Below are 21,449 nucleotides of genomic sequence, written 5' to 3'. Positions count from 1 at the left end.
AAGTCAGAGCCGGGGTATAACCGTGATATGTGACGGTTTCGTAGGGCAAAACAAGCGGCACCGCTCATGCACCACGCGTACACCGAACGTACACCGATTGTACACCGCAGCGGTGTCGCAGGCCCCGGATCGCATGCGATGGCATAGATCAGCATGCTGCCTATTTTTCAGGCAGATGGGTGGGGTGGCCGCATCCAGGCGAGATTCGATTCGCTTCTGCATGGGCTGCCGTGGCAACGATCCGCGGAGCGTGCAGCGGATCCGAACCGAGCGGTCTGGACGGGCACCGGGTCTGGCGCGCCTCACCAGCCAGCAGGGTCTCTCAACGCGTGCAGAGGCCGGCGGTGCGGCCGGAGCGGGTCAAAAACCGCCGGGCCGGTGCAGAACCTGAATCACGGCGCCGCCCATACCGGCACCCCACATCGCCGGAACCCGCCCGGTCAGACCAGCCTTGCGCCTTCCTTGGCCGCTTCGATGAAGCCCGCGAAAAGCGGGGCGGGGTCGAAGGGCTTGGATTTCAGCTCCGGGTGGGCCTGCACGCCGACGAACCAGCGGTGGTCGGGATATTCCACCGCTTCGGGCAGCTTGCCGTCGGGCGACATGCCGGAAAAACACAGACCGGCCTGTTCGAGCTGCGGGATATAGGAGCCGTCCACCTCGTAGCGGTGGCGGTGGCGGTCCTCGATTTCGAGCGCGCCGTCATAGATTTCGGAGATCTTGGAATCGGGCTTGAGGATCGCGGTATAGGCGCCGAGCCGCATCGTGCCGCCCTTGTCGTCATGGACCGAGCGCTGCACCTTGTAATTGCCCTGCACCCATTCCTTGAGGTGATAGACGATGGGGGTGAAGCGGGTCTCGCCCGCCTCATGGTCGAATTCCTCGGACCCCGCATCCTCGATGCCGGCCAGATTGCGCGCCGCCTCGATCACCGCCATCTGCATGCCCAGGCAGATGCCCAGATAGGGCACGTTCTTTTCGCGGGCATAGCGGGCGGCGGTCAGCATGCCCTCGGTGCCGCGCTCACCGAACCCGCCGGGCACGATGATGCCGTGATAGCCGTCGAGCAGGTGGATCCCGCCCTCGGCCTCGATATCCTCGGCGGCGATCCAGTCGGATTTCACCTTGACTCGGTTGGCCATGCCGCCATGGGTCAGCGCCTCGGCGATGGATTTATAGGCGTCCTCGAGTTGGGTGTATTTGCCGACAATGGCGATCTTGACCGTGCCGTCGGTATTGGTCAGCCGGTCGATCACGTCTTCCCAGCGGGTCAGGTCCGGGCGCGGCGCAGGGCTGATGGCAAACGCGTTCAGCACCGCCTGATCGAGACCGGCGCGGTGATAGGCCAGCGGGGCTTCATAGATCGAGGACAGATCATAGGCGGGGATCACCGCATCGGGGCGGACATTGCAGAACAGCGCGATCTTGGCGCGCTCTTTTTCCGGGATCGGATGTTCGGAGCGGCAGACGAGCACATCGGGTGCAAGCCCGATGGATTGCAACTCCTTGACGCTGTGCTGGGTGGGCTTGGTCTTCAGCTCTCCCGACGCGGCCAGATAGGGCAGCAGGGTCAGATGCATCAGGATGCATTCGCCGCGCGGGCGTTCATGGGTGAACTGGCGAATCGCCTCGAAGAAGGGCAGGCCTTCGATGTCGCCCACCGTGCCGCCGATTTCACACAGCATGAAATCGACCTCGTCATCGCCGATGGCGATGAATTCCTTGATCTCGTTGGTGACGTGGGGAATGACCTGGATGGTCTTGCCCAGATATTCGCCGCGCCGCTCCTTCTCCAGCACGTTGGAATAGATCCGGCCCGAGGAGATCGAATCGGTCTTGCGGGCATGAACGCCGGTGAAGCGTTCGTAATGGCCGAGATCCAGATCGGTTTCCGCGCCGTCATCGGTGACGAAGACCTCGCCATGCTCGAAAGGCGACATGGTGCCGGGATCGACGTTCAGATAGGGGTCGAGCTTGCGCAGCCGGACGGTATAGCCGCGCGCCTGCAACAGCGCCCCCAACGCCGCCGAGGCCAGCCCCTTGCCGAGGGAGGACACAACGCCGCCGGTGATGAAAATATATCGCGCCATGCGGCCCCCGTGAGTTCTCGAATCGTCGGTGAGAGCGGCCGCAAAACAGCGCCGGTCACGGGACTCATTTTATAAACGAATTATCCCGTCGCCGCAACGCGGACCGCAAGTTGTCGTGGGGGCAAAATCGTCTGCCCCAATCTGTTGGGTGTCAGTTGGCCGCAGGCGGGGCGACCGGGCCATCCGTCGCGGGCGCAGGCGCAGGCGCGGCCGGAGCGGTGGCGTCCGCATCCGCCGGAGCGTCACCCGCAGCGGCGGGCACTTCGACGGCAGGTGCCGCGGGCGCGGCCGCCTCGCCATCCGGCGCGGGCGGTGCCACCGGCTGGCCGACTCCCGGCGGCGGGGTGTAATCCAGCGGCGCGGGCGTGCCGTCTTCGGACGCGGGCGCAGAGGTGCCGATATCGAGCTGATCCAGCACCGAGGCCCCCGAGGCGTTGCGCGCCGCGATGATGGTCAGCGTGATCGAGGTGATGAGAAAGCCCGTGGCGAGGATCCAGGTCAGCTTGGAGAGCGCATTCGCGGCCTGGCGGCCGGTCATCACGCCGCCGCCGCCACCGCCGCCCATGCCAAGCCCGCCACCTTCGGAGCGTTGCAGCAGCACGACGCCGATCAGCAGCAGCGCAAGGATCAGGTGAACGGTCAGGACGACGTTTTCCAAGACTCGGGCCTTTCGATTACGGACGCGCCTATCTAGTCAGCGAAACTTGGGATGGCAAGCGGGGCGCGGCGGATCGCGGAGCCGGGGCAGAGGCGGCATCGGCAACCCCGCCGCCGGTGCGGATGCCGCGCGCGGCGCAGGGCACCCGGCTGTCCAGCTAGTGCGCGAAGCCGGCGGCGGGCGGGCGCGGGTTCAGCCCAGCCCCTTCTGGCCCATATCGAGGAATTTCTGACGGCGATCCTTGATGAGATCGGCGGGCTTCCTGCCCTGAAGCTCGGTCAGCATGGCGGCGATCTCCTTGCCGACCGCGGCGATCGCGGCCGCAGGGTCGCGCTGTGCGCCGCCCAGCGGTTCGGGCGCGATCCGGTCGATCACGCCGAGCTGCTTGAGATCCTGCGCGGTCAGCCGCAGCGCCTTGGCCGCGTCGCGCATCTTCTCGGTGTCGCGCCACAGGATCGAGGCGCAGCCTTCGGGAGAGATCACCGAATAGATCGAATGTTCCAGCATGGCGATGCGATTCGCGGTGGCGAAGGCCACCGCCCCGCCCGATCCGCCCTCGCCGATGATGACCGAGACCAGCGGCACGCCGATTTCCAGCGATTTCTGGGTGCAGCGGGCAATCGCCTCGCTCTGGCCGCGCTCCTCGGCGCCCTTGCCGGGATAGGCGCCCTGCGTGTCGACCAGGGTGATGACCGGCAGGCCGAAACGATGCGCCAGATCCATCAGCCGGATCGCCTTGCGATAGCCTTCGGGCCGGGCCATGCCGAAATTATGCAGCAGGCGGGACTTGGTGTCGTTGCCCTTCTCATGGCCGATCACCACGCAGGGCGTGTCGTTGAACCGGGCCAGCCCGCCCATCACCGCATGGTCGTCGCCGAAGGCGCGGTCGCCGGCCAGCGGGGTGTATTCGGTGAACAGTGCCGCGATGTAATCGGCGCAATGCGGGCGTTCCGGGTGGCGGGCCACCTGGGTTTTGCGCCAGGCGTCGAGATTTCCATACAGTTCCTTGAGGAGCGCGCCGGCTTTCTTGTCGAGCGCCGCGGCCTCTTTCTCGACATCCACCCCTTCGGCGTCGCGGCCCATGGCGCGGAGTTCCTCGGCCTTGCCTTCAATATCCGCCAGCGGTTTTTCGAAATCGAGATAGGTCATCCGGCACTCCCGTCATGTCGCGCCTCTATATGCGGCGGAAGCGACATGATTGCAACGCGCAGCGCTTGTCCGGCGGGGGTGCGTCGCCTATCTGTCTGGGCATGAGAGTTCCATTTCTTGACAAGACCCCGCGCGTCAATGTCGTGCGGCTTCAGGGCGCCATCGGGGTGCCGGCGCGCCACGGTGCGGCGGGGCTGAACGATGCGGCGATCGCGCCGGTGCTGAAGAAGGCCTTCACCAAGGGCAAGCCGGTCGCGGTGGCGCTTGCGATCAATTCGCCGGGCGGCTCGCCGGTGCAGTCCTCGCTGATCGCGGCGCGGATCCGGCGGCTGGCCGAGCGCCACGAGGTGCCGGTGCACGGTTTTGTCGAGGATGTCGCGGCCTCGGGCGGGTATTGGCTGGCGACGGCGGCGGACCGGATCTGGGCCGATGACTGCTCGATTGTCGGCTCGATCGGGGTGATCTCGGGCGGGTTCGGCTTGCAGGATTTCATCGCCCGCCACGGGATCGAACGGCGGGTGCATACGGCCGGCATGTCGAAATCCCAGCTCGACATGTTCCGCCCCGAAAAGCCCGAGGATGTGGCGCGGCTGCAGCGCCTGCTGGACGAGATGCACCGGGTGTTCATCGCCCAGGTCAAGGCGCGGCGCGGGCAGCGCCTGGCGCAGAGCGACGAGATCTTCAGCGGCGAGTTCTGGCTGGCGCGGCGCGGCAAGGATCTGGGGCTGGTGGACGGGATTGGGCATCTGGAACCGAAGATGCGCGAATTGTTCGGCGACAAGCTGCGCTTCGCGCGTTTCGGGGCGCGCACGCCGTTCCTGCGCCGCTTCGGGATTTCGGGCGAGGCAATCGCTGCAGAGGCCGCCGCCGCGATCGAGGATCGCGCGGCCTTCGCGCGGTTCGGCCTGTGACAGCGCAGGCGGGGTCGGGACAATGATGGTCAAGGGCGTGCTGATCATCCTGCTGTTGTTTATCGTGCTCGGGCTGGTTTCCGGTCCGGGGTTTCGCCGTGTCATGGCCAAGTTGCTGGGGTTGCCGCCGCGTGATCGTTGATGTGTTTTTCGTGCTGGCCGGGCTTGGGCTTCTGGTTCTCGGCGGTGATTTCCTGGTGCGTGGTGCGGTGGCGCTCGCGCTGCGGCTGGGGATTGCGCCGGTGATCGTGGGGCTGACCGTGCTGGCTTTCGGCACCTCGGCGCCGGAGCTGATCGTGTCGGTGGCCGCGGCCCTTGGCGGGCAGCCGGGCATCGCGCTTGGCAATGTCGTCGGCTCGAACATCGCCAATGTGCTGCTGATCCTGGGCGCGACCGCGATCATCGCGCCGGTGCTGAGCCATGATGACGAACTCAAGACCGGCTGGGGCTACGCCGTGGCGGCCTCGGTGCTGATGATCGCGCTGTGCTTTGCCGGGCCGCTCGTCTGGTGGCACGGGGCGGTGCTGCTGGCGGGGCTGGCGCTGACGCTGCTGTTGCAGATCCGGCGGGCGCGGCGGGGGCGCGAATCCGGCGAGGAGCTGGTCGGGATGGATGTGGGCCACGCCGCGCCGGGCCGGATCGCGCTGTGGCTGGCGGTCGGTCTGGTGGCGCTGCCGGTGGGGGCGCAGCTTCTGGTGAGCGGGGCGTCCGACATTGCCCGCAGCTTCGGCATCAGCGAGGCGGTGATCGGGCTGACGCTGGTGGCGGTCGGCACCTCGCTGCCCGAACTGGCGGCCTCGGTCGCCTCGGCGCTGCGCGGGCGGGCCGACATGGCGCTTGGCAACGTGATCGGCTCGAACCTGTTCAATATCGGCTCGATCCTCGGCATCACGGCGTTTTTCGGGCCGCTGCATGTGCCCGACCAGATGCTGCGGGTTGACCTGTGGGTGATGCTGGGCTGCGTCCTGCTGCTCGGGCCGTTCCTGCTGCGCCATATCGCGGTCGGTCGGCGCGCGGGCGCGGCGTTGCTGGCGGTCTACGCGGGCTATACCGCCTGGTTGCTGGCGGCATGATGGCGGGGGTGGCGCTTGTGACCGGGGGCGCGCGGCGCCTGGGGCGCGAGATGGCGCTGACCCTGGCGCGCGAGGGCTTCGATCTGGCGATCCATTACAACGGATCTGCCGAGGAGGCCGAGGCGACGGCGGCCGAGGCGCGCGGCATCGGCGTTGCCGCGGGCTGTTTCGCCGCCGATCTGCTGGATCTCGATGCGGCCGAGGGGCTGATCGCGCAGGTCCGCGCGGAGATGGGTCCGCTGAGCGTGCTGGTCAACAACGCCTCGATCTTCGAGCATGACGATCTGCACAGCGCCACGCGCGAAAGCTGGGACCGGCATATCGGCTCCAACCTGCGGGCGCCGTTCATCCTGGCGCAGCGCTTTGCCGCGCAGGCGCCGGACGCGGATCGCAGCGGGGCCGAGCCGGTGCCGGCGGGGCTGATCGTCAACATGGTCGATCAGCGCGTTCTGAACCCGTCGCCGGAATTCCTGACCTATGCCATCGCCAAGTCGGCGCTGTGGGAGATGACTCGGATGCTGGCGCAGGCGCTTGCGCCGAATATCCGGGTCAACGCGATCGGCCCCGGCCCGACGCTTCAGGGCGCGCGGCAGAGTGCGGCGGAATTCGATGCCGAACGCCGCGCGACGATCCTTCAGCGCGGCGCGGATCCGGCCGATATCGGGCAGGCGCTCCGCTATCTTTTGCAGGCGCGCAGCGTCACCGGGCAGCTCATCTGTGTCGATGGCGGGCAGCATCTGGACTGGGGGTCGGGGTAAGCGACACCGGAGGCCGCGCGGCGTTTGTCCACCCCACAACCGCAGGTTACCTATCGGCCGAAAGAAGCCTATTTATTTCAGTCACTTGGCGCGATGAAGTAAAAAACCGTTGGAAAACAAGCATGTTACGCACTGCCTAAAAATCGGGCAGGTTCACGAAAACGTATCATTTATGTGAAAATCCGCACCTGCCAAAGTTCTGCCCACAGAGTTATCCACAAAAATCGTGGACAGGATTCATCTTGAAATCCGCCCGCAGAACTTGCAGCCCCGGCCCAGAATCGCACTACTGAACAGCATGACCCAGCAGAACGACAGACCCACCGGGCAGGCCGTGATCGCCGATTATGTCCGCAGGCTCGACGCCTCGCCCGGCGTCTACCGGATGCTGGGTGAAAAGGGCGAGGTTCTTTACGTCGGCAAGGCCCGCAGCCTGAAGGCGCGGGTGTCGAATTACGCACGCGGCCACGGCCACACCGCCCGCATCGCGCGGATGATCCGCGAGACGCATTCGATGATGTTCCTGACCACGCGCACCGAGACCGAGGCGCTGCTGCTGGAACAGAACCTCATCAAGCAGCTCAAGCCGCGCTACAACGTGCTGCTGCGCGACGACAAGAGTTTTCCGAATATCCTTGTCGCCAAGTCCCACGCCTTTCCACAGATCAAGAAACATCGCGGCGCGAAGTCCGAGCCAGGGAATTATTACGGCCCCTTTGCGGGGGCGGGGGCGGTGAACCGGACGCTGAACCAGTTGCAGCGGGTGTTTTTGCTGCGCAACTGCACGGATGCGGTGTTTGAAAGCCGCACGCGGCCCTGTCTGCTCTACCAGATCAAGCGCTGCAGCGCGCCCTGCGTCGGCCGCATCTCCGAGGCGGATTACGGCGCGCTCGTCGATGATGCCGAACAATTTCTGCGCGGGCGCAGCACCAGGATCCAGGCGGATCTGGCGGCCGAGATGGCCGCGGCGGCCGAGGCGATGGAATATGAACGCGCCGCCGCGCTGCGCGACCGGATCAAGGCGCTGACCGCCGTGCAGTCGGTGCAGGCGATCAACCCGCGCGGCATTGCCGAGGCCGATCTGGTGGCGCTGCATCTGGAGGGCGGGCAGGCCTGCGTGCAGGTATTCTTCATCCGCGGCAATCAGAGCTGGGGGAATCGCGACTTTTATCCCCGGCTGGGCGGCGCGGAATCGCCCGATGAGGTGATGCAGGCCTTCCTGATGCAGTTCTACGACAACAAGGTGCCGCCGCGCATGGTGCTGCTGAGCCATGGCGTCGAGGATATGGACCTGATGCGCGACGCGCTGTCGGACAAGGCCGGGCGCAAGGTGGTGCTGGGCGTGCCGCAGCGGGGCGAGAAGGCCGAGATGGTCGAGAATGCGCTGCGCAATGCCCGCGAATCGCTGGCACGGCGCATGTCGGAAAGTGCGGCCCAGATGAAGCTGCTGGAGGGGCTGGCCGAGGCGTTCGACCTGCCCGCCGCGCCGCGCCGGATCGAGGTCTACGACAACTCCCACATCATGGGCAGCAATGCGGTGGGCGGCATGGTCGTGGCTGGGCCGGAGGGCTGGATTAAGGGCCAATACCGCAAGTTCAACATCAAGGGGACCGAGATCACGCCGGGCGATGATTTCGGGATGATGAAGGAGGTGCTGACCCGCCGCTTCTCGCGCCTGCTGAAGGAAGACCCCGACCGCGAGAGCGAAGCCTGGCCCGATCTGCTGCTGATCGATGGCGGCGCGGGGCAGGTCAGCGCGGTCCATGAGATCATGGCCGATCTGGGGGTGGAGGATATTCCGATGATCGGTGTGGCCAAGGGACAGGACCGCGATCACGGCAAGGAGGAATTCCACCGTTTCGGTCAGCGCCCCTTCGCGCTGCGCATGAATGACCCGGTGCTGTATTTCGTCCAGCGGATGCGCGACGAGGCGCATCGCTGGGCCATCGGCACGCATCGCGCCAAGCGGGCCAAGGCGGTCTCGGCCACCCCGCTTGACGAGGTGCCGGGGGTGGGTGCCTCGCGCAAGCGCGCGCTGCTGGCGCATTTCGGCTCGGCCAAGGCGGTCAGCCGGGCGGCGGTGGCCGATCTGACGGCGGTGGAGGGGATCAGCGCGGGGCTGGCGCAGAAGATTTACGATCATTTCCGGGGATAGCGATCCGGGCGGGACTCGCGGCCGGAAATATTGTACAGGCTCAATCTGTTAGCTGGATCACAGGCGCAGGCAGGAGCGATGAGCAGGACGGATGATTCCCGGTTCTGGGACCGGACTTCGGAGAAATACGCCAAATCCAAGATCTCGGACCCGGAGGGGTATGAGCGGACGCTCACGGCGACGCGCGCCCTGCTCTCGCCAGAGTGCCGGGTGCTGGAGCTGGGCTGCGGCACCGGCAGCACGGCGTTGCGGCTGGCGGACGCGGCGGCGGCGTATCTGGCCACGGACATCTCCCCCGAGATGATCGCGATCGCCCAGGAGAAGCTGGCCGTGGATCCGGTCGCCGGGCTGGTCTTTCGCGTCGCCACGGCGGAGGATCTGGTGCCCGAACCGCCGGGATATGACGCGGTGCTGGGCTTCAACTATCTGCATCTGGTCCGCGACCTTCCCGGCACGCTGCGCCGGATCCATGCGCTGCTGGCGCCGGGCGGAGTGTTCGTCTCCAAGACCCCCTGTGTCGGGGACATGGCGCTGCCGATCCGGCTGGTGGTGCCGGTGATGCGCGCCATCGGCAAGGCGCCCTTCGTGACCATGTTCGGCATGGCCGAGCTGCGCGAGCGCATCGAGGCGGCGGGGTTCGTGATCGAGCGCGCGGAAAACCATGCCAGCAAGGGCGGGCGCAGCCCGGCCCTTCGTCGTGGCGCACAAGCGGTGACGGATTGACCCGCCGCGTTTGAAGCTGTTCCGCCCGGACGCTGCCGTGACATCGGGCGGGCGAGCGCCTATAGCCGGGCCGACCACATCTTCATCATTTGGGGGGCGCGATGCTCAAGGTCTATCTGTCCGGCGAGATCCATACCGACTGGCGCGAGCGCATCATTGACGGCGCAAAGGGGCTGGATGTCGCCTTCAGCAGCCCGGTGACCGACCATGCGGCCAGCGACGATTGCGGCGTGGCGATCATGGGCGCGGAGGAGAAGAAGTTCTGGCACGACCGCAAGGGCGCACAGCTCAACGCGATCCGCACCCGCAAGGGGATCGAGGATGCCGATATCGTCGTGGTCCGCTTCGGCGAGCAGTACAAGCAGTGGAATGCGGCCTTCGATGCGGGCTATGCCGCAGCCCTTGGCAAGTCGATCATCGTGCTTCACGGGCCCGACCATGCCCATGCGCTGAAAGAGATCGATGCGGCGGCGCTCGCCGTGGCCGAACGGCCCGAGCAGGTCGTGGCGATGCTGCGCTATGTGCTGCACGGCGAATTGCCGGGCTGACGCCGCCTAGCTAAGATACCGCAACCGGTCCAGCACACCTTGCAGGATATAGCCCGCCGCGACCTGGTCGATCACCTCGGCCCGTCGGCGGCGCGAGGTGTCGGCCTCCAGCAGGGCGCGCTCGGCGGCGACGGTGGAGAGGCGTTCGTCCCAGAAGCCGATCGGCAGATCGGTCAGCCGGCTGAGATTGCGGGCGAAGGCGCGGGTGGACTGGCAGCGCGGCCCCTCGGAGCCGTCCATGTTGCGCGGCAGACCCAGCACCAGCCCGGTCAGCCCCCGTTCGGTCAAGATGGCCAGCAGCGCCTGCGCGTCGAGCGTGAATTTCTTGCGCCGGATCACGGTGAGCGGCGAGGCCACCTGGCGCAGCCCGTCGCTGACCGCGACGCCGATGGTCTTGGTGCCCAGATCCAGCCCCGCAATCGCGCCCATGCGCGGCAGGGCGGCGGCGAAATCGGCAATGTCTTCGTGGATCATTCGGGCAGCCCCGCATCGGCGGCGGCGGCGTCGATCAGGGACAGCGCCGCCGGGGTGTCGGCAAAGCGGCTGCGTGCCTCGGCCAGGATCGTCGCGGCGCGGTCGGTCTGGCCCAGCACGGCGAGCGACGAGATCAGCCGCGCCCATTCCTCGGCCGGGCCGCCTTGCGTCGCCAGCCGTGATTCGAGCTGGGCGACCATGTTGCCGATGAACGCGGCGCGCTCCTCGGGCGTCATCGCCCCGGCTGCTTCGATCTGCTCCGCATCGGGGCCGGGCAGGGCGGGCATGTCCGGTTGTGCCTGCGGCTCGGGCAGGGGCGGGGGTTGGTAATCGGGCGCGCCCGCCAGCCAGGCGATATCCCCGATCACCGGGCGGATGGCCATGTTCCACGGCGAATCCGGCGCGCCGTCGCGCAAGAGCTCCGACCAGATCGGAAAGGCGCGGTCGGGCCGCCCGGTCTGGGCCTGCAGCAGCCCGGACATGTAGCGGGCCTGTTCGTTGGCGGGATCGCGTTCGAGGGCGCGGTTGAGTTCGCGCTCGGCCTCCGGGGTGATGAGACCGCCTGCGGCTTCCGTCATCACTCCGGCAAGAAAGGCGTGTTGCTGGGCGGTGCTGTCCTCGCCCGCAAGCGCGATCAGGCGGCGCTGCGCCTCTGCCGCCGCCTGCGCATTGCCGATGCGCGCCTCGTTGCGGGCCAGCAGGGCGAGACCTTGCGGATCGTCGGGGCGCTGCGCCACGGCGGCGCGCAATTCGTCGATCAGCGCCAGCATCTGCGGGTCGCTGTTCTGTTGCAGCCGCGCCGCCGCGGCCTCGCGCTCGGCGGCGGCGCGGGATTCTGCCTCTGCCTGTGACGGGCGCGTATCGTAGCGTTCGGCGGCGGCGCTCAGCCGTCCCCGCAGCCCCATATCGGGCTGTGCGGGCGTGCCCATGCGCCAGTAAAGTGCCGCGGCACCGCCGAAACACAGCGCCAGCGCCAGCAGGCCGGCCAAGCCGTGACGGGCGGGAAGGCTGCGCCGCGCCGCGCCTTCGCGCCCGATCGCGCGGTCCGCATCGAGGATCTTGCGCCCGATCTCGGCCTTCAGCCGCTCCGCCTCTGCCGGGTCGATGATGCCGCGCTGCAGGTCGCGATCGACATCGCCCAATTGGTCGCGATAGACGCGCAGGTCATAGGCGGCGGCGGGTTCCGCCTCCGCGCCCTCGCGCCCGGCGCGCAGGAACGGGCGGGCAAGCGCCAGGGCGACGATCGCGGTCAGTGCGGCGGCCAGCAGCCAGAACATCGCATCTCCTTCGGGTTGCGCCCTAGATAGGCGGTTTCCGGCGGCGGCAAAACCCCGCCGAGACGCAAGCCGTCGTGACTTTCCTGCATCATGCCGCGACAGATTGTTGCAGTGTCGGATCCAGGCGCCGCCTTGCGCATTGGGCGGCGGATTGGATCATAACGGAGCAGAGTCCATGGCGAACAACCCGCGCAGCAACAACAACCTGTATTTCATCGTCGGCGCATTGGTCGTCGCGGTGCTGGTCATCTTCTGGCTGATGAGCGGCGATGACGATGCGGTGGTGGAAAACGAGGGCGACACCTCGGTGGTGGTCGAGGGCGACGCCCCGGCCGAGGATGCCGAGGCGGACATCGTCGTCGAGGAGCCCGCCGAGGCCGAGGCCGAAACTGCGCCCGCGCAGTAAGCCTGACAAGCGCCTGATCCGGCGGCAGATCCCGCCCCGGACAGGCGCGCCACGCCCGGTCCGGCCCGCGCCGTTCCGGCACCGCCCCGAAGCCCCGCTTCGGGGTTTTTCCTTTTGCGGGCCTTGTGTTAAGCCGACGCAGGAACCCGCGCTGACAGGCTCGCGTTACGTGGGTGACCGCAACGGGACCGCATCTGAGGCGGTCCATGACAAGAGGATGAACTCATGGCCTTTACGCTTCCCGATCTTCCCTATGCCCATGACGCGCTTGCCGATGCCGGCATGTCCAAGGAGACGCTGGAATATCACCACGACAAGCACCACAAGGCCTATGTCGACAAGCTGAACGAGCTGGTCTCGGGCACCGAGTGGGACGGCAAGTCGCTGGAAGACATCGTCACCGGCACTTACGACAAGGGCGCGGTGGCCCAGAACGGCATCTTCAACAATGCCAGCCAGCACTGGAACCACAGCCAGTTCTGGGAAATGATGGGACCCAATTCCGGGGCCATGCCGTCCGAGCTGGAAAAGGCGATCAATGACAGCTTCGGGTCGGCCGACGAGTTCAAGAAGAAATTCGCCGAGGCCGGGGCCGGCCAGTTCGGGTCGGGCTGGGCCTGGCTGGTCAAGAACAGCGATGGCTCTCTGGAAGTGACCAAGACAGAGAACGGCGTGAACCCGCTCTGCTTCGGTCAGACCGCCCTGCTGGGTTGCGATGTGTGGGAGCATTCCTACTATATCGACTTCCGCAATGCGCGGCCGAAATACCTGGATAACTTCCTGAACAACCTGGTGAACTGGGAGAATGTCGCTTCGCGCATGTGATCGCGACACCCAGGTTCCAAGACTTGCGGCCCGCCCCTCCGGCGGGCCGTTTTCATGTGCCGGGGCGGTCGAAGCGGGCGCGGCTGAGGATCTGGCCCTCGGCGTTTACGGTCAGGCGAAAGCTGCGGCCCCGGTAGAAGAAGCTGAGCCGGAACCGGCCCGCATCCGCGCCCTCGCCCCGTTCGGTGCGGGTGGTGATCGCGCCGGTGGACATGGCGCGGGCGATGGCGTGCTCGGGCAGGCCGAGCCCGTCTGCGATGAGGCGCGCGGGGACGGTGAAATCCTCTCCGGCGCGGGTGATGTCTGACATCGCGTGACCTTTCGGCGGGGCGGGGGCGGCATGGCGCCAGATTGCAGCGACGCGCAAAAGACCGCAAGATGGGCGGCATGAACGGGGATGACGAAACGCGCGACTATGCCTCGCCGGCCTGCATGGCGGGGCAGGTGTCGCCGGGGCATTTCGATCCGGCGGCGGGCGCATCCGGCCTGTCGGCGAAGGCATCGGCGGCGTGGCGCAAGCAGGAGCGAGCGCGGCTTCTGGCTGCGCGGGCGGCGATGGGAGAAGCCGCGCGGCAGGCGGCGGAAGAGGCGCTGGCGGCGCGGCTGAACGAGGTGCTGTCGGCGCGGTTCGCGGGCGGCGCGGGGCTGGTCCTGGGCGGGTTCTGGCCGATCCGCGGAGAGCCGGATCTGCGCGGCTGGATGGCGCGGCGGGCCGGGCTGGGGCAGGCGCTGGCGCTGCCGGTGGTGGTGGCGCCGGATGCGCCGCTGATCTTCCGGCCCTGGCAGCCGGGGGCTGCGATGCGGCCGGGCCGGTTCGACATCCCGGAGCCTGACACGGCGGCCGAAGTCATGCCGCAGATCCTGTTGGTCCCGCTGGTCGGCTGGGACGCGGCGCGGTTCCGCATGGGCTATGGTGGCGGGTTCTATGACCGGACGCTGGCGGGGATGCGGCCGCGCCCCTACGCCATCGGGGTGGGGCATGCGGCGGGGCGGCTGGACACGATCCGGCCCCAGCCCCATGACGAGGCGCTGGATCTGATCGTGACCGAGGACGGGGTTGTCTGACCGAAACGGTGATGCAACGTGCGCGGCCTGTTGCGTGGCTGCCCGGCCCCATGCGCGCAAACCCAGCAATTGCTGAGAATGTCGCCGCACAGCCCGTGCACCGCGCGGACACAGCCTGTACACCGGGCGTACACAGAGATTGCGTATATCCAGGTGAATTCCGGTTGCGACAGGAGGGACGATGCGCTGGCGGGGTGTGAACCATGTCGAGTTTTCGGTGATCGAGTATGAGCGCTCGGTCGCATTTTACGACGAGATGTTCGGCTGGCTCGGCTATCGCAGCTTCTGGACGCTGGATATCGGCTATCGCTCGACCTATTACATGGCGCGGTTCCCGTTGCCGCACAGCTATATCGGCATCCAGCCCGCGAAGACCGGCGGCAGGCTGGATCACGCGGCGCGGGCGGTGGGGATCCATCACATCGCGCTCTGGGCCAAAAACCGGCGCGAGATCGACGCGTTTCACCGCGATTTCCTGCTGGCGCGGGATATTCCCGTGACCGAGGCGCCGCGGGAATACCCGCAGTATTCACCGGGCTATTACGGCGTGTTCTTCGACGACCCGATCAACGGGATTCACTGGGAGCTGGCCTATCTTCCGAGGATGCCCGGTATCGGGGCCTGGCGACGCTGGCTGCGGGAAATGAAGGCGCAGGAGGCGGCGCATCCGGCGTGGAAAGGGTCGATTGCGAAGGAGGGGATACGGAAGCTACCGGGGCGTGAGGGGTGAGGGGATGTGTATGGAGCCTCCTTCCGATAATCAGCTATGCCCGTTAGAAAACCATAATGCAGATGGCACCCCATCAGACTGAACAGGTACAGTCAGCGTTGCTGATCTTGCGCCGTCGTCTCGGCGATGCGCTGCTTGGCGTATATCTGCATGGATCGGCCGTGTCCGGCGGTCTCCAGCCGCAGAGCGACATTGATCTGCTGGCAGTGGTTCAGTCCGAACTGACCGAGAGCCAGCGCAGTGGCCTCTTGCTGGACTTGCTGCAGCTTTCCGGACGCCATCCTGCCGTGCCGGGAGGCGTCCGCTGCCTTGAGGTAATGGTGTTTTGCCAAGCCGAACTCAACAGCAGCGAATACCCGGCGCGAGCGGAATTCGTTTACGGAGAGTGGCTGAGGGAGGCGTTCGAGGCGGGCGTGGCGCCAACGCCTGAACGCGATCCTGAATATTCTCTGATTATCGCACAGGCCTATCAGGAGGCCATTCCGTTGTTCGGACCTCCGAGGAGTGAATTGCTGGCGGAGGTTTCGACCGAGCATGTCAACCAAGCTATGCGCGATTCACTTCCGGGCTTGATGGACGGATTGCACGGGGATGAGCGGAATGTCCTGTTGACGCTCGCGCGCATGTGGCACACGGCCAGCACGGGCAATTTCTTGACGAAAGACGCTGCCGCCGAATGGGCGATTACGCGATTGGCTGGCGCAGATACCACGGCACTTGATTATGCGCGACGGGCTTATCTCGGCGAGGTCACGGACGACTGGAGCCGTGAGGGCGATGCGGCCCGAGCGCTGGCGGAGCGCTTGAGTGAGCGTGTCATCGACTCAATTTCGCGATGATGATGTCCCTTCCCGGTTATGTGCTGTGGGTCGCCACAAATGCCGAGAAAGTGCGCCAAACCTGCCATCGCCGCTCAAGTCCATGCCCGGAACAGCCGCGCAGCGGCCCGGGCCAGCGGCCTGCCGTCCCGGCGGCTGGCCGCTTTGGTGCCGGTCCGCGCCGGACGGCGGTTCGATGTGGATTGCGACATAAAGCGCGCCGGAGCGGTGCCGGTGCGGCCATCCACAGCCGGCCGCTGGCCCTCTGGTGCACGGTTGGGATCGTTTGCATCGTGCTCCCTCCTGGCCCGGAATCACGCCGCGCAGCGGCCCGGGCCAGCGCCTGCCCGTCCCGGCGGGCTGGCGCTTGGGTGCCGTCAGCCTTGCAGCTCAGCGAAGAAATGTGGGCGGCGCGATAAAGCGCATCGCACGGGCCGTGGGCTGCGCCATCCCACGGGCAGGCGCTGGCCCTGTGTCAGCGCCGGGACATGAAAAAGGCTCCGCTGCGGGGGCCTCTCTCTCGCGTCTTGCGGCGGTCAGACGATGGTGGCCTCGGTGGCTTCGCGCAGCTCGTCCTCGGTCACGCCATCGGCCAGCTCGACGATCTTCAGCCCGCCCTCGGCCACGTCCAGAACGCCCAGATTGGTGATGATGCGGTCCACCACGCCGGTGCCGGTCAGCGGCAGGGTGCAGGATTTCAGCACCTTTGATTCACCCGCCTTGTTCTGGTGATCCATGACCACGATGACGCGGCCGACGCCCGCGACCAGATCCATCGCGCCGCCCATGCCCTTCACGAGCTTGCCGGGGATCATCCAGTTCGCCAGATCGCCATTCTCGGCCACCTCCATCGCGCCCAGGATGGCCGCCGCGATCTTGCCGCCGCGGATCATGCCGAAGCTGGTGGCGCTGTCGAAATAGGAGGTCCGGTCCAGCTCGGTGATGGTCTGCTTGCCGGCGTTGATGAGATCGGGATCCTCCTCGCCCTCATAGGGGAAGGGGCCCATGCCGAGCATGCCGTTTTCCGATTGGAGCGTGATGTCCTTGTCGCCCACGTAATTCGCGACCAGCGTCGGGATGCCGATGCCGAGATTGACATACCAGCCATCCTCCAGCTCCTGCGCGGCGCGTTCGGCCATCTGGTTGCGGTCCCAGCCCTTGGTTTCGTCCGCCATGGCTCAAGCCTCCTCACGGTTGCGGGTGGTCACTTTCTCGATGCGCTTTTCATGCTCGCCCTGGATCAGCCGGTGCACATAGATGCCCGGCAGGTGGATATGGTCCGGGTCGATCGAGCCGCGCGGCACGATTTCCTCGACCTCGGCCACGCAGACCTTGCCGCACATCGCGGCGGGCGGGTTGAAGTTGCGGGCGGTCTTGCGGAACACCAGATTGCCGGTGTCGTCGGCCTTCCACGCCTTGACGATGGAGAGATCGGCGAAGATGCCCTCTTCGAGGATGTAATCCTCGCCACGGAACTGCTTGACCTCCTTGCCCTCGGCGATCTGGGTGCCGACGCCGGTCTTGGTGTAGAAGCCGGGGATGCCCGCGCCGCCGGCGCGCATGCGTTCGGCCAGCGTGCCCTGCGGGTTGAATTCCAGCTCCAGCTCGCCGGAGAGATACTGGCGCATGAATTCCGCGTTCTCGCCCACATAAGAGGACTGCATCTTGGCGATCTGCTTGGTGTCCAGAAGCTTGCCGAGGCCGAACCCGTCCACGCCGCAATTGTTGCTGGCGATGGTCAGGTCCCTGGTGCCGGCCTTGACGATGGCGTCGATCAGCAATTCGGGGATGCCGCACAGGCCGAACCCGCCCGCGGCGATGTGCATGCCGTCAAACAGCAGCCCGTCGAGCGCCGCGTCGGCATCGGGATAGACTTTCTTCATCTCTTCCTCCGGGATTTGTCGCTGGATATGTCGCAAGGGGGTGGGGCGCTGTCAACAAAGGTAGCGTTAACCATTCCCGCCGCCGCCACCGCGCCCGACCGCGCGCCACCGCTGCCTTGCGGGAGCGGATCAGGTGACGGGTCCGGGCGTGCGAAGAGCGGCAGGTGGCTTCACAGGATCTTCGCCTTGCGGCGCTATGCTTCAGCTATTTGAAAACGCAGGAGGATAGCGATGTCGGGTGTCAGGGTTGACGGCATTGTCGAGAAGATCACCGATGGCGACACGGTCCGGGTGGCGGCGCTGGACCGGTTGTTCAAGATCCGGCTTCTGGGTCTGGATACGGAGGAGAGCAATCCCAACCCCAGCAAGCCGGTGACGCGCTGGGGCAAGGAGGCGTCTGCCTTTGCCGCGCAGATCCTGCCGGTCGGCAGTCCGGTGACGATCGAGTTTCCGGGAGATGAGGACGTGCTCGTCGATGGCGAGATCAATGTGCGCTACCTGGATAACTATCAGCGACCGCTGGCCTTCCTGCACCTGCCGCGCCCGGTGGACGGCTATACCGATTTTTCCGAGCTGATGATCCGCAAGGGCTATTCGCCCTATTTCGTGAAATATGGCCGGGCCGCGTTCGCGGACCATGATGCGCGCTATGCGCGGGCAGAGTTCAACGCCCAGATCGACAATATCGGGGTGTGGAACCAGTTCGAGGCCAATGGTGCCATGATCCCCGAGGCCGCGCCGCGCAACTATGCCCGGCTGATGGTCTGGTGGGAGTTGCGGGCGCGGGTGATCGACGGGTTTCGCGCGGCGCGGGCCGCGAACCCGGATCTGATGCTGTTCAACACGCGGATCGACTATGACAGGCTGGTCGAGAAAGCCGCGCGGGGTGACACCGTCACGGTGTTCATGGAGCTGACCAAAGGCGCAACCGTCAGCGGGCTGCATCATGTCATCCGCTCCGGCTCGCTGGCCCAGCCGTTCCAGCTTTTCCTGCCGATGGAAGACCGCCCGGAGATCGCGGCGATCAAGCGGTTGCTGAACAACCGCTATATCGCGGAGGGCGAGGATTTTCCCCGCCGCAACTATGCCTATGTGACCGGCGCGCTGAAGCTTTACAACAACCGGCCGGAGATGGTGGTCCGGGACGTGTCGCAGATCAGCGACAACCCGCCGCTGATGCCGCAGGTCGGTGCGCAAGGGGGCTGAGCCGCGACGGATCAGCTATCCGGCGCGTCCTTGGCCTTCGCCGCCGCGGGCTTTTTCGCGGCGGCTTTTCCGGCGGTTGTTTTCGCGGCGGGTTTTTTCGCCCCCGCCTTTTTTGCGGCAGGTTTTTTCGCGGCGGGTTTCTTGGCCGCCGCCTTCTTCTTCGGCGATTTCGCGGCCTTGGCGGCGATGAGTTCGAGCGCCTTTTCCATCGTCACATCGCCGGGGTCGAGATCGCGCGGCAAGGTGGCGTTGATCTTTTCCCATTTCACATAGGGGCCGTAGCGGCCGTTCATCACCGCGATCTTGCCGCCATCGGGGTGGTCGCCCAATTCCTTCAGCGGCGCGGCCGCGGCGGCGCGGCCACGGGTGGGTTTCGAGGCCAGCACCTCGACCGCGCGGTTCATGCCGACGGTGAACACCTCTTCGACATCGGGCAGGTTGGCATATTTCTTGCCGTGTTTCACATAGGGGCCGTAGCGGCCGATGCCCGCCTCGACCAGCTCGCCATCCTCGGGGTGGGGACCGATGGGGCGGGGCAGGGCCAGCAGTTTCAGCGCCTGTTCCAGATCGACCGCATTGGCGTCCCAGCCCTTGGGGATCGAGGCGCGGGGCGGTTTCGGCTGATCCTCGGTCGGCTCGCCGCGCTGAACATAGGGGCCGAAGCGGCCGTTTTTCAGGCTGATCTCATCGCCCGCATCATGGCCCAGCACGCGGTCTCCGATCGCCTCTTCGCCATCGGGGGCTGAGAGGTTGCGGGTAAAGCGGCAGTCGGGATAGCGCGAGCAGCCGATGAAGGCGCCGCCCGACCGCGCGGTTTTCAGGTTCAGCCGGCCCTGTCCGCAAAGCGGGCATTCGCGCGGATCGCCGCCATCGGCGCGGGGCGGGTAGAGATGCGGGGCGAGTGCGTCGTCGATGGATTCGAGCACTTCGCCGATGCGCAGATCGGAGGTGCCGTCAAGTGCGGCGGTGAAATCCCGCCAGAAGCGGCGCAGCACCTCGCGATAGGCGCGGTTGCCGGAGGAAATGTCGTCCAGCTCCGTCTCCAGATTCGCGGTGAAGTCATAGGAGACATAGCGCGGGAAATATTTCACCAGAAACGCGGTGACTAGCCGGCCCTTATCCTCGGGGATCAGGCGGTTCTTGTCCTTGCGGACATATTCGCGGTCCTGGATCGTGGTGACGATGCTGGCATAGGTCGAGGGGCGGCCGATGCCGAGCTCCTCCATGCGCTTGACCAGCGTGGCCTCGGTATAGCGGGGCGGGGGCTGGGTGAAATGCTGGCGTGCGGCGGCGGTGCGGCTGTCATCGGTCAGCACGCCCTCTTCGGCGGCGAAGGCGGCGATTTTTTTCGCGGCCTCGCCCTCGCTGATCTGGGGCAGGCGGTTGCTGTCCTCGCCATCGTCGTCGTCGCGGCCCTGATCGTAGACGGCCAGGAAACCGTCAAACATCATCACCTGACCGGTGGCGCGCAGCCCGACCTGACCGTCGGCGCTGGCAATTTCGACCGTTGTCCGCTCCATCCGGGCGGCTTCCATCTGGCTAGCCAGCGTCCGCTTCCAGATCAGACCGTAAAGCGCGCGCTGATCCTTCTCGGAAATCCGCAGCCTGTCGGGCGAGAGCGACATGTCCGTCGGGCGGATACATTCATGGGCTTCCTGCGCGTTCTTCGCCTTGTTCTTGTACATGCGCGGCGATTTCGGCAGGTAGTTTTCCCCGAAACGCGACTTGATGACATCGCGGGCGGACATCACCGCCTCGGGCGCCATGTCGATTCCGTCGGTCCGCATATAGGTGATCAGCCCCGCCTCATAGAGCCGCTGCGCGGTGGACATGCAGGCGCGCGCGCCCAAGCCCAGCTTGCGCGATGCCTCCTGCTGCAAGGTCGAGGTCATGAAGGGCGGCCACGGGTTGCGGGTGGCGGGTTTGGCGGTGACGCTGCTGACGGAGAGGTCGCGGGCGTCGATGGCCGACAGCGCGAGGCGCGCCTTTTCGGCGGTCGGGATGTCGAAGCGTTCGAGCTTGTCGCCGGCGAGGCTGACCAGGGTGGCGTCATATTCCTCGCCCGAGGGGGTGGCCAGCCTGGCATGGACGGACCAGTATTCGCGGGGCTTGAACGCCTCGATCTCCATCTCGCGCTCGACGATCAGGCGCAGGGTGACGGATTGCACCCGGCCCGCCGATTTCGCGCCGGGCAGCTTGCGCCACAGCACCGGGGAGAGGTTGAAGCCGACCAGATAATCCAGCGCGCGGCGGGCCAGATAGGCATCGACCAGATCGCGGTCGATTTCGCGCGGCTTCGCCATCGCCTCGCTGACCGCGTTCTTGGTGATGGCGTTGAAGGTCACGCGGCTGACCGATTTGCCTTTTTTCAGCGCGGGCGCGAGGGCTTCGAGCAGGTGCCAGGAAATCGCCTCGCCTTCGCGGTCGGGGTCGGTGGCGAGGATCAGCGCGTCATCGCCGGACAGCGCGTCGCGGATCGCCTTGAGGTGTTTTTTCGAATCTGACGCCACCTCCCAGCGCATGTCGAAATCGGCGTCGGGATCGACCGAGCCGTCTTTCGGGGGCAGGTCGCGGACATGGCCGAAGGATGCGAGAACGGTGTAGTCGTCGCCCAGATATTTGTTGATCGTCTTGGCTTTGGCCGGCGATTCGACGACGACGACTGGCATGGCGGACCTCATGGCGGATACGGCGCGACAACAT

General features: G+C 66.3%; 21 protein-coding genes. 12 read left to right on the top strand and 9 right to left on the bottom strand.

The features are described 5' to 3' along the window. Window positions 1–440 precede the first annotated feature (440 nt). From BLT73_RS01015 to BLT73_RS01005, 3 genes are all read right to left on the bottom strand, one after another. Complete coding sequence (locus BLT73_RS01015) at window positions 441–2,087, bottom strand: CTP synthase (RefSeq protein ID WP_090520070.1); 1,647 nt, start codon at window positions 2,085–2,087, stop codon at window positions 441–443. Between the two features lie 151 nt (window positions 2,088–2,238). Further along, on the bottom strand, window positions 2,239–2,745 hold the full coding sequence (gene secG / locus BLT73_RS01010) for a preprotein translocase subunit SecG (protein WP_090520068.1): 507 nt from the start codon (window positions 2,743–2,745) through the stop codon (window positions 2,239–2,241). 192 nt (window positions 2,746–2,937) lie between these two features. Beyond that, window positions 2,938–3,894 carry an acetyl-CoA carboxylase carboxyltransferase subunit alpha gene (locus BLT73_RS01005; protein ID WP_090520065.1) on the bottom strand — a complete coding sequence of 319 codons (957 nt, stop codon included), beginning with the start codon at window positions 3,892–3,894 and terminating at the stop codon, window positions 2,938–2,940. Window positions 3,895–3,995: 101 nt separating this feature from the next. On the opposite strand from BLT73_RS01005, the gene BLT73_RS01000 reads away from it, so the two are divergent. The 6 genes from BLT73_RS01000 to BLT73_RS00975 all read left to right on the top strand — a co-directional run bounded on the left by BLT73_RS01000 (window position 3,996) and on the right by BLT73_RS00975 (window position 10,062). Next, window positions 3,996–4,805 (top strand): S49 family peptidase, encoded by an 810-nt coding sequence (locus tag BLT73_RS01000; protein WP_090520893.1) that lies wholly within the window; start codon window positions 3,996–3,998, stop codon window positions 4,803–4,805. Window positions 4,806–4,936: 131 nt separating this feature from the next. Continuing rightward, window positions 4,937–5,878 carry a calcium/sodium antiporter gene (locus tag BLT73_RS00995; RefSeq protein WP_090520063.1) on the top strand — a complete coding sequence of 314 codons (942 nt, stop codon included), beginning with the start codon at window positions 4,937–4,939 and terminating at the stop codon, window positions 5,876–5,878. Then, complete coding sequence (locus tag BLT73_RS00990) at window positions 5,878–6,636, top strand: SDR family oxidoreductase (RefSeq protein WP_090520062.1); 759 nt, start codon at window positions 5,878–5,880, stop codon at window positions 6,634–6,636. Before BLT73_RS00995 ends, BLT73_RS00990 begins: the two co-directional genes overlap by 1 nt. Window positions 6,637–6,934: 298 nt before the next feature. After that, on the top strand, window positions 6,935–8,791 hold the full coding sequence (gene uvrC / locus BLT73_RS00985) for an excinuclease ABC subunit UvrC (RefSeq protein ID WP_090520060.1): 1,857 nt from the start codon (window positions 6,935–6,937) through the stop codon (window positions 8,789–8,791). 78 nt (window positions 8,792–8,869) lie between these two features. Next, window positions 8,870–9,514: a class I SAM-dependent methyltransferase gene (locus BLT73_RS00980; protein WP_218132490.1), complete on the top strand. Its 645-nt coding sequence runs from the start codon at window positions 8,870–8,872 to the stop codon at window positions 9,512–9,514. A gap of 101 nt (window positions 9,515–9,615) precedes the next feature. Continuing rightward, window positions 9,616–10,062, top strand: coding sequence for a YtoQ family protein (locus BLT73_RS00975; RefSeq protein WP_090520058.1), 447 nt, complete (start codon window positions 9,616–9,618; stop codon window positions 10,060–10,062). Between the two features lie 6 nt (window positions 10,063–10,068). Here the strand turns inward: BLT73_RS00975 and ruvX are convergent, their stop codons facing one another. Beyond that, complete coding sequence (gene ruvX / locus BLT73_RS00970; RefSeq protein WP_090520056.1) at window positions 10,069–10,536, bottom strand: Holliday junction resolvase RuvX; 468 nt, start codon at window positions 10,534–10,536, stop codon at window positions 10,069–10,071. Beyond that, window positions 10,533–11,813, bottom strand: coding sequence for a c-type cytochrome biogenesis protein CcmI (ccmI, locus tag BLT73_RS00965; protein WP_090520055.1), 1,281 nt, complete (start codon window positions 11,811–11,813; stop codon window positions 10,533–10,535). Before ccmI ends, ruvX begins: the two co-directional genes overlap by 4 nt. Window positions 11,814–11,988: 175 nt before the next feature. Between ccmI and BLT73_RS00960 the strand changes: the two genes are divergently transcribed. Both BLT73_RS00960 and BLT73_RS00955 read left to right on the top strand, forming a co-directional pair. Next, entirely contained in the window at window positions 11,989–12,219 is a 231-nt protein-coding gene (locus BLT73_RS00960) for a hypothetical protein (protein WP_090520053.1), read from the top strand. A gap of 225 nt (window positions 12,220–12,444) precedes the next feature. Then, window positions 12,445–13,044 (top strand): superoxide dismutase, encoded by a 600-nt coding sequence (locus BLT73_RS00955; RefSeq protein WP_090520052.1) that lies wholly within the window; start codon window positions 12,445–12,447, stop codon window positions 13,042–13,044. Window positions 13,045–13,096: 52 nt separating this feature from the next. On the opposite strand, the gene BLT73_RS00950 is transcribed toward BLT73_RS00955, so the two are convergent. Continuing rightward, window positions 13,097–13,354, bottom strand: coding sequence for a DUF6522 family protein (locus BLT73_RS00950; RefSeq protein WP_090520050.1), 258 nt, complete (start codon window positions 13,352–13,354; stop codon window positions 13,097–13,099). A 68-nt stretch (window positions 13,355–13,422) separates the two neighbouring features. On the opposite strand from BLT73_RS00950, the gene BLT73_RS00945 reads away from it, so the two are divergent. The 3 genes from BLT73_RS00945 (at window position 13,423) to BLT73_RS00935 (ending at window position 15,678) form a co-directional block, all read left to right on the top strand. Further along, window positions 13,423–14,109, top strand: a complete 687-nt coding sequence (locus BLT73_RS00945) for a 5-formyltetrahydrofolate cyclo-ligase (protein WP_090520049.1) — start codon at window positions 13,423–13,425, stop codon at window positions 14,107–14,109. A gap of 181 nt (window positions 14,110–14,290) precedes the next feature. Continuing rightward, complete coding sequence (locus BLT73_RS00940; protein WP_090520047.1) at window positions 14,291–14,839, top strand: VOC family protein; 549 nt, start codon at window positions 14,291–14,293, stop codon at window positions 14,837–14,839. A gap of 56 nt (window positions 14,840–14,895) precedes the next feature. After that, window positions 14,896–15,678 (top strand): aminoglycoside adenylyltransferase family protein, encoded by a 783-nt coding sequence (locus BLT73_RS00935; RefSeq protein ID WP_176804832.1) that lies wholly within the window; start codon window positions 14,896–14,898, stop codon window positions 15,676–15,678. A gap of 515 nt (window positions 15,679–16,193) precedes the next feature. On the opposite strand, the gene BLT73_RS00930 is transcribed toward BLT73_RS00935, so the two are convergent. Next, entirely contained in the window at window positions 16,194–16,832 is a 639-nt protein-coding gene (locus BLT73_RS00930; protein WP_090520045.1) for a CoA transferase subunit B, read from the bottom strand. Window positions 16,833–16,835: 3 nt separating this feature from the next. Continuing rightward, entirely contained in the window at window positions 16,836–17,540 is a 705-nt protein-coding gene (locus tag BLT73_RS00925) for a CoA transferase subunit A (protein WP_090520043.1), read from the bottom strand. 231 nt (window positions 17,541–17,771) lie between these two features. Here BLT73_RS00925 and BLT73_RS00920 point away from each other — a divergent pair, with 231 nt between their 5' ends. Continuing rightward, window positions 17,772–18,746, top strand: a complete 975-nt coding sequence (locus tag BLT73_RS00920; RefSeq protein ID WP_090520042.1) for a thermonuclease family protein — start codon at window positions 17,772–17,774, stop codon at window positions 18,744–18,746. A gap of 11 nt (window positions 18,747–18,757) precedes the next feature. Here the strand turns inward: BLT73_RS00920 and topA are convergent, their stop codons facing one another. Beyond that, on the bottom strand, window positions 18,758–21,415 hold the full coding sequence (gene topA / locus BLT73_RS00915) for a type I DNA topoisomerase (protein WP_090520041.1): 2,658 nt from the start codon (window positions 21,413–21,415) through the stop codon (window positions 18,758–18,760). Window positions 21,416–21,449: the final 34 nt, after the last annotated feature.

The sequence above is a fragment of the Paracoccus isoporae genome (assembly GCF_900101865.1).
Classification (GTDB): domain Bacteria; phylum Pseudomonadota; class Alphaproteobacteria; order Rhodobacterales; family Rhodobacteraceae; genus Paracoccus; species Paracoccus isoporae.
Note: the sequence above shows the minus strand (reverse complement) of the source record. Positions and strands in the feature narration are given on the sequence as shown.

Excerpts from the sequence above, each read along its gene's own strand:
- BLT73_RS00930 (WP_090520045.1), bottom strand. The coding sequence starts at position 16,832 with ATGGCGGACGAAACCAAGGGCTGGGACCGCAACCAGATGGCCGAACGC.
- BLT73_RS00980 (WP_218132490.1), top strand. The coding sequence starts at position 8,870 with ATGAGCAGGACGGATGATTCCCGGTTCTGGGACCGGACTTCGGAGAAA.
- BLT73_RS00950 (WP_090520050.1), bottom strand. The coding sequence starts at position 13,354 with ATGTCAGACATCACCCGCGCCGGAGAGGATTTCACCGTCCCCGCGCGC.
- uvrC (WP_090520060.1), top strand. The coding sequence starts at position 6,935 with ATGACCCAGCAGAACGACAGACCCACCGGGCAGGCCGTGATCGCCGAT.
- BLT73_RS01000 (WP_090520893.1), top strand. The coding sequence starts at position 3,996 with ATGAGAGTTCCATTTCTTGACAAGACCCCGCGCGTCAATGTCGTGCGG.
- BLT73_RS00925 (WP_090520043.1), bottom strand. The coding sequence starts at position 17,540 with ATGAAGAAAGTCTATCCCGATGCCGACGCGGCGCTCGACGGGCTGCTG.
- BLT73_RS00990 (WP_090520062.1), top strand. The coding sequence starts at position 5,878 with ATGGCGGGGGTGGCGCTTGTGACCGGGGGCGCGCGGCGCCTGGGGCGC.
- topA (WP_090520041.1), bottom strand. The coding sequence starts at position 21,415 with ATGCCAGTCGTCGTCGTCGAATCGCCGGCCAAAGCCAAGACGATCAAC.
- ruvX (WP_090520056.1), bottom strand. The coding sequence starts at position 10,536 with ATGATCCACGAAGACATTGCCGATTTCGCCGCCGCCCTGCCGCGCATG.
- BLT73_RS00920 (WP_090520042.1), top strand. The coding sequence starts at position 17,772 with ATGTCGGGTGTCAGGGTTGACGGCATTGTCGAGAAGATCACCGATGGC.
- BLT73_RS00955 (WP_090520052.1), top strand. The coding sequence starts at position 12,445 with ATGGCCTTTACGCTTCCCGATCTTCCCTATGCCCATGACGCGCTTGCC.
- BLT73_RS00940 (WP_090520047.1), top strand. The coding sequence starts at position 14,291 with ATGCGCTGGCGGGGTGTGAACCATGTCGAGTTTTCGGTGATCGAGTAT.
- BLT73_RS00960 (WP_090520053.1), top strand. The coding sequence starts at position 11,989 with ATGGCGAACAACCCGCGCAGCAACAACAACCTGTATTTCATCGTCGGC.
- ccmI (WP_090520055.1), bottom strand. The coding sequence starts at position 11,813 with ATGTTCTGGCTGCTGGCCGCCGCACTGACCGCGATCGTCGCCCTGGCG.
- BLT73_RS00975 (WP_090520058.1), top strand. The coding sequence starts at position 9,616 with ATGCTCAAGGTCTATCTGTCCGGCGAGATCCATACCGACTGGCGCGAG.
- BLT73_RS01005 (WP_090520065.1), bottom strand. The coding sequence starts at position 3,894 with ATGACCTATCTCGATTTCGAAAAACCGCTGGCGGATATTGAAGGCAAG.
- BLT73_RS00945 (WP_090520049.1), top strand. The coding sequence starts at position 13,423 with ATGGGCGGCATGAACGGGGATGACGAAACGCGCGACTATGCCTCGCCG.
- BLT73_RS01015 (WP_090520070.1), bottom strand. The coding sequence starts at position 2,087 with ATGGCGCGATATATTTTCATCACCGGCGGCGTTGTGTCCTCCCTCGGC.
- BLT73_RS00935 (WP_176804832.1), top strand. The coding sequence starts at position 14,896 with ATGCAGATGGCACCCCATCAGACTGAACAGGTACAGTCAGCGTTGCTG.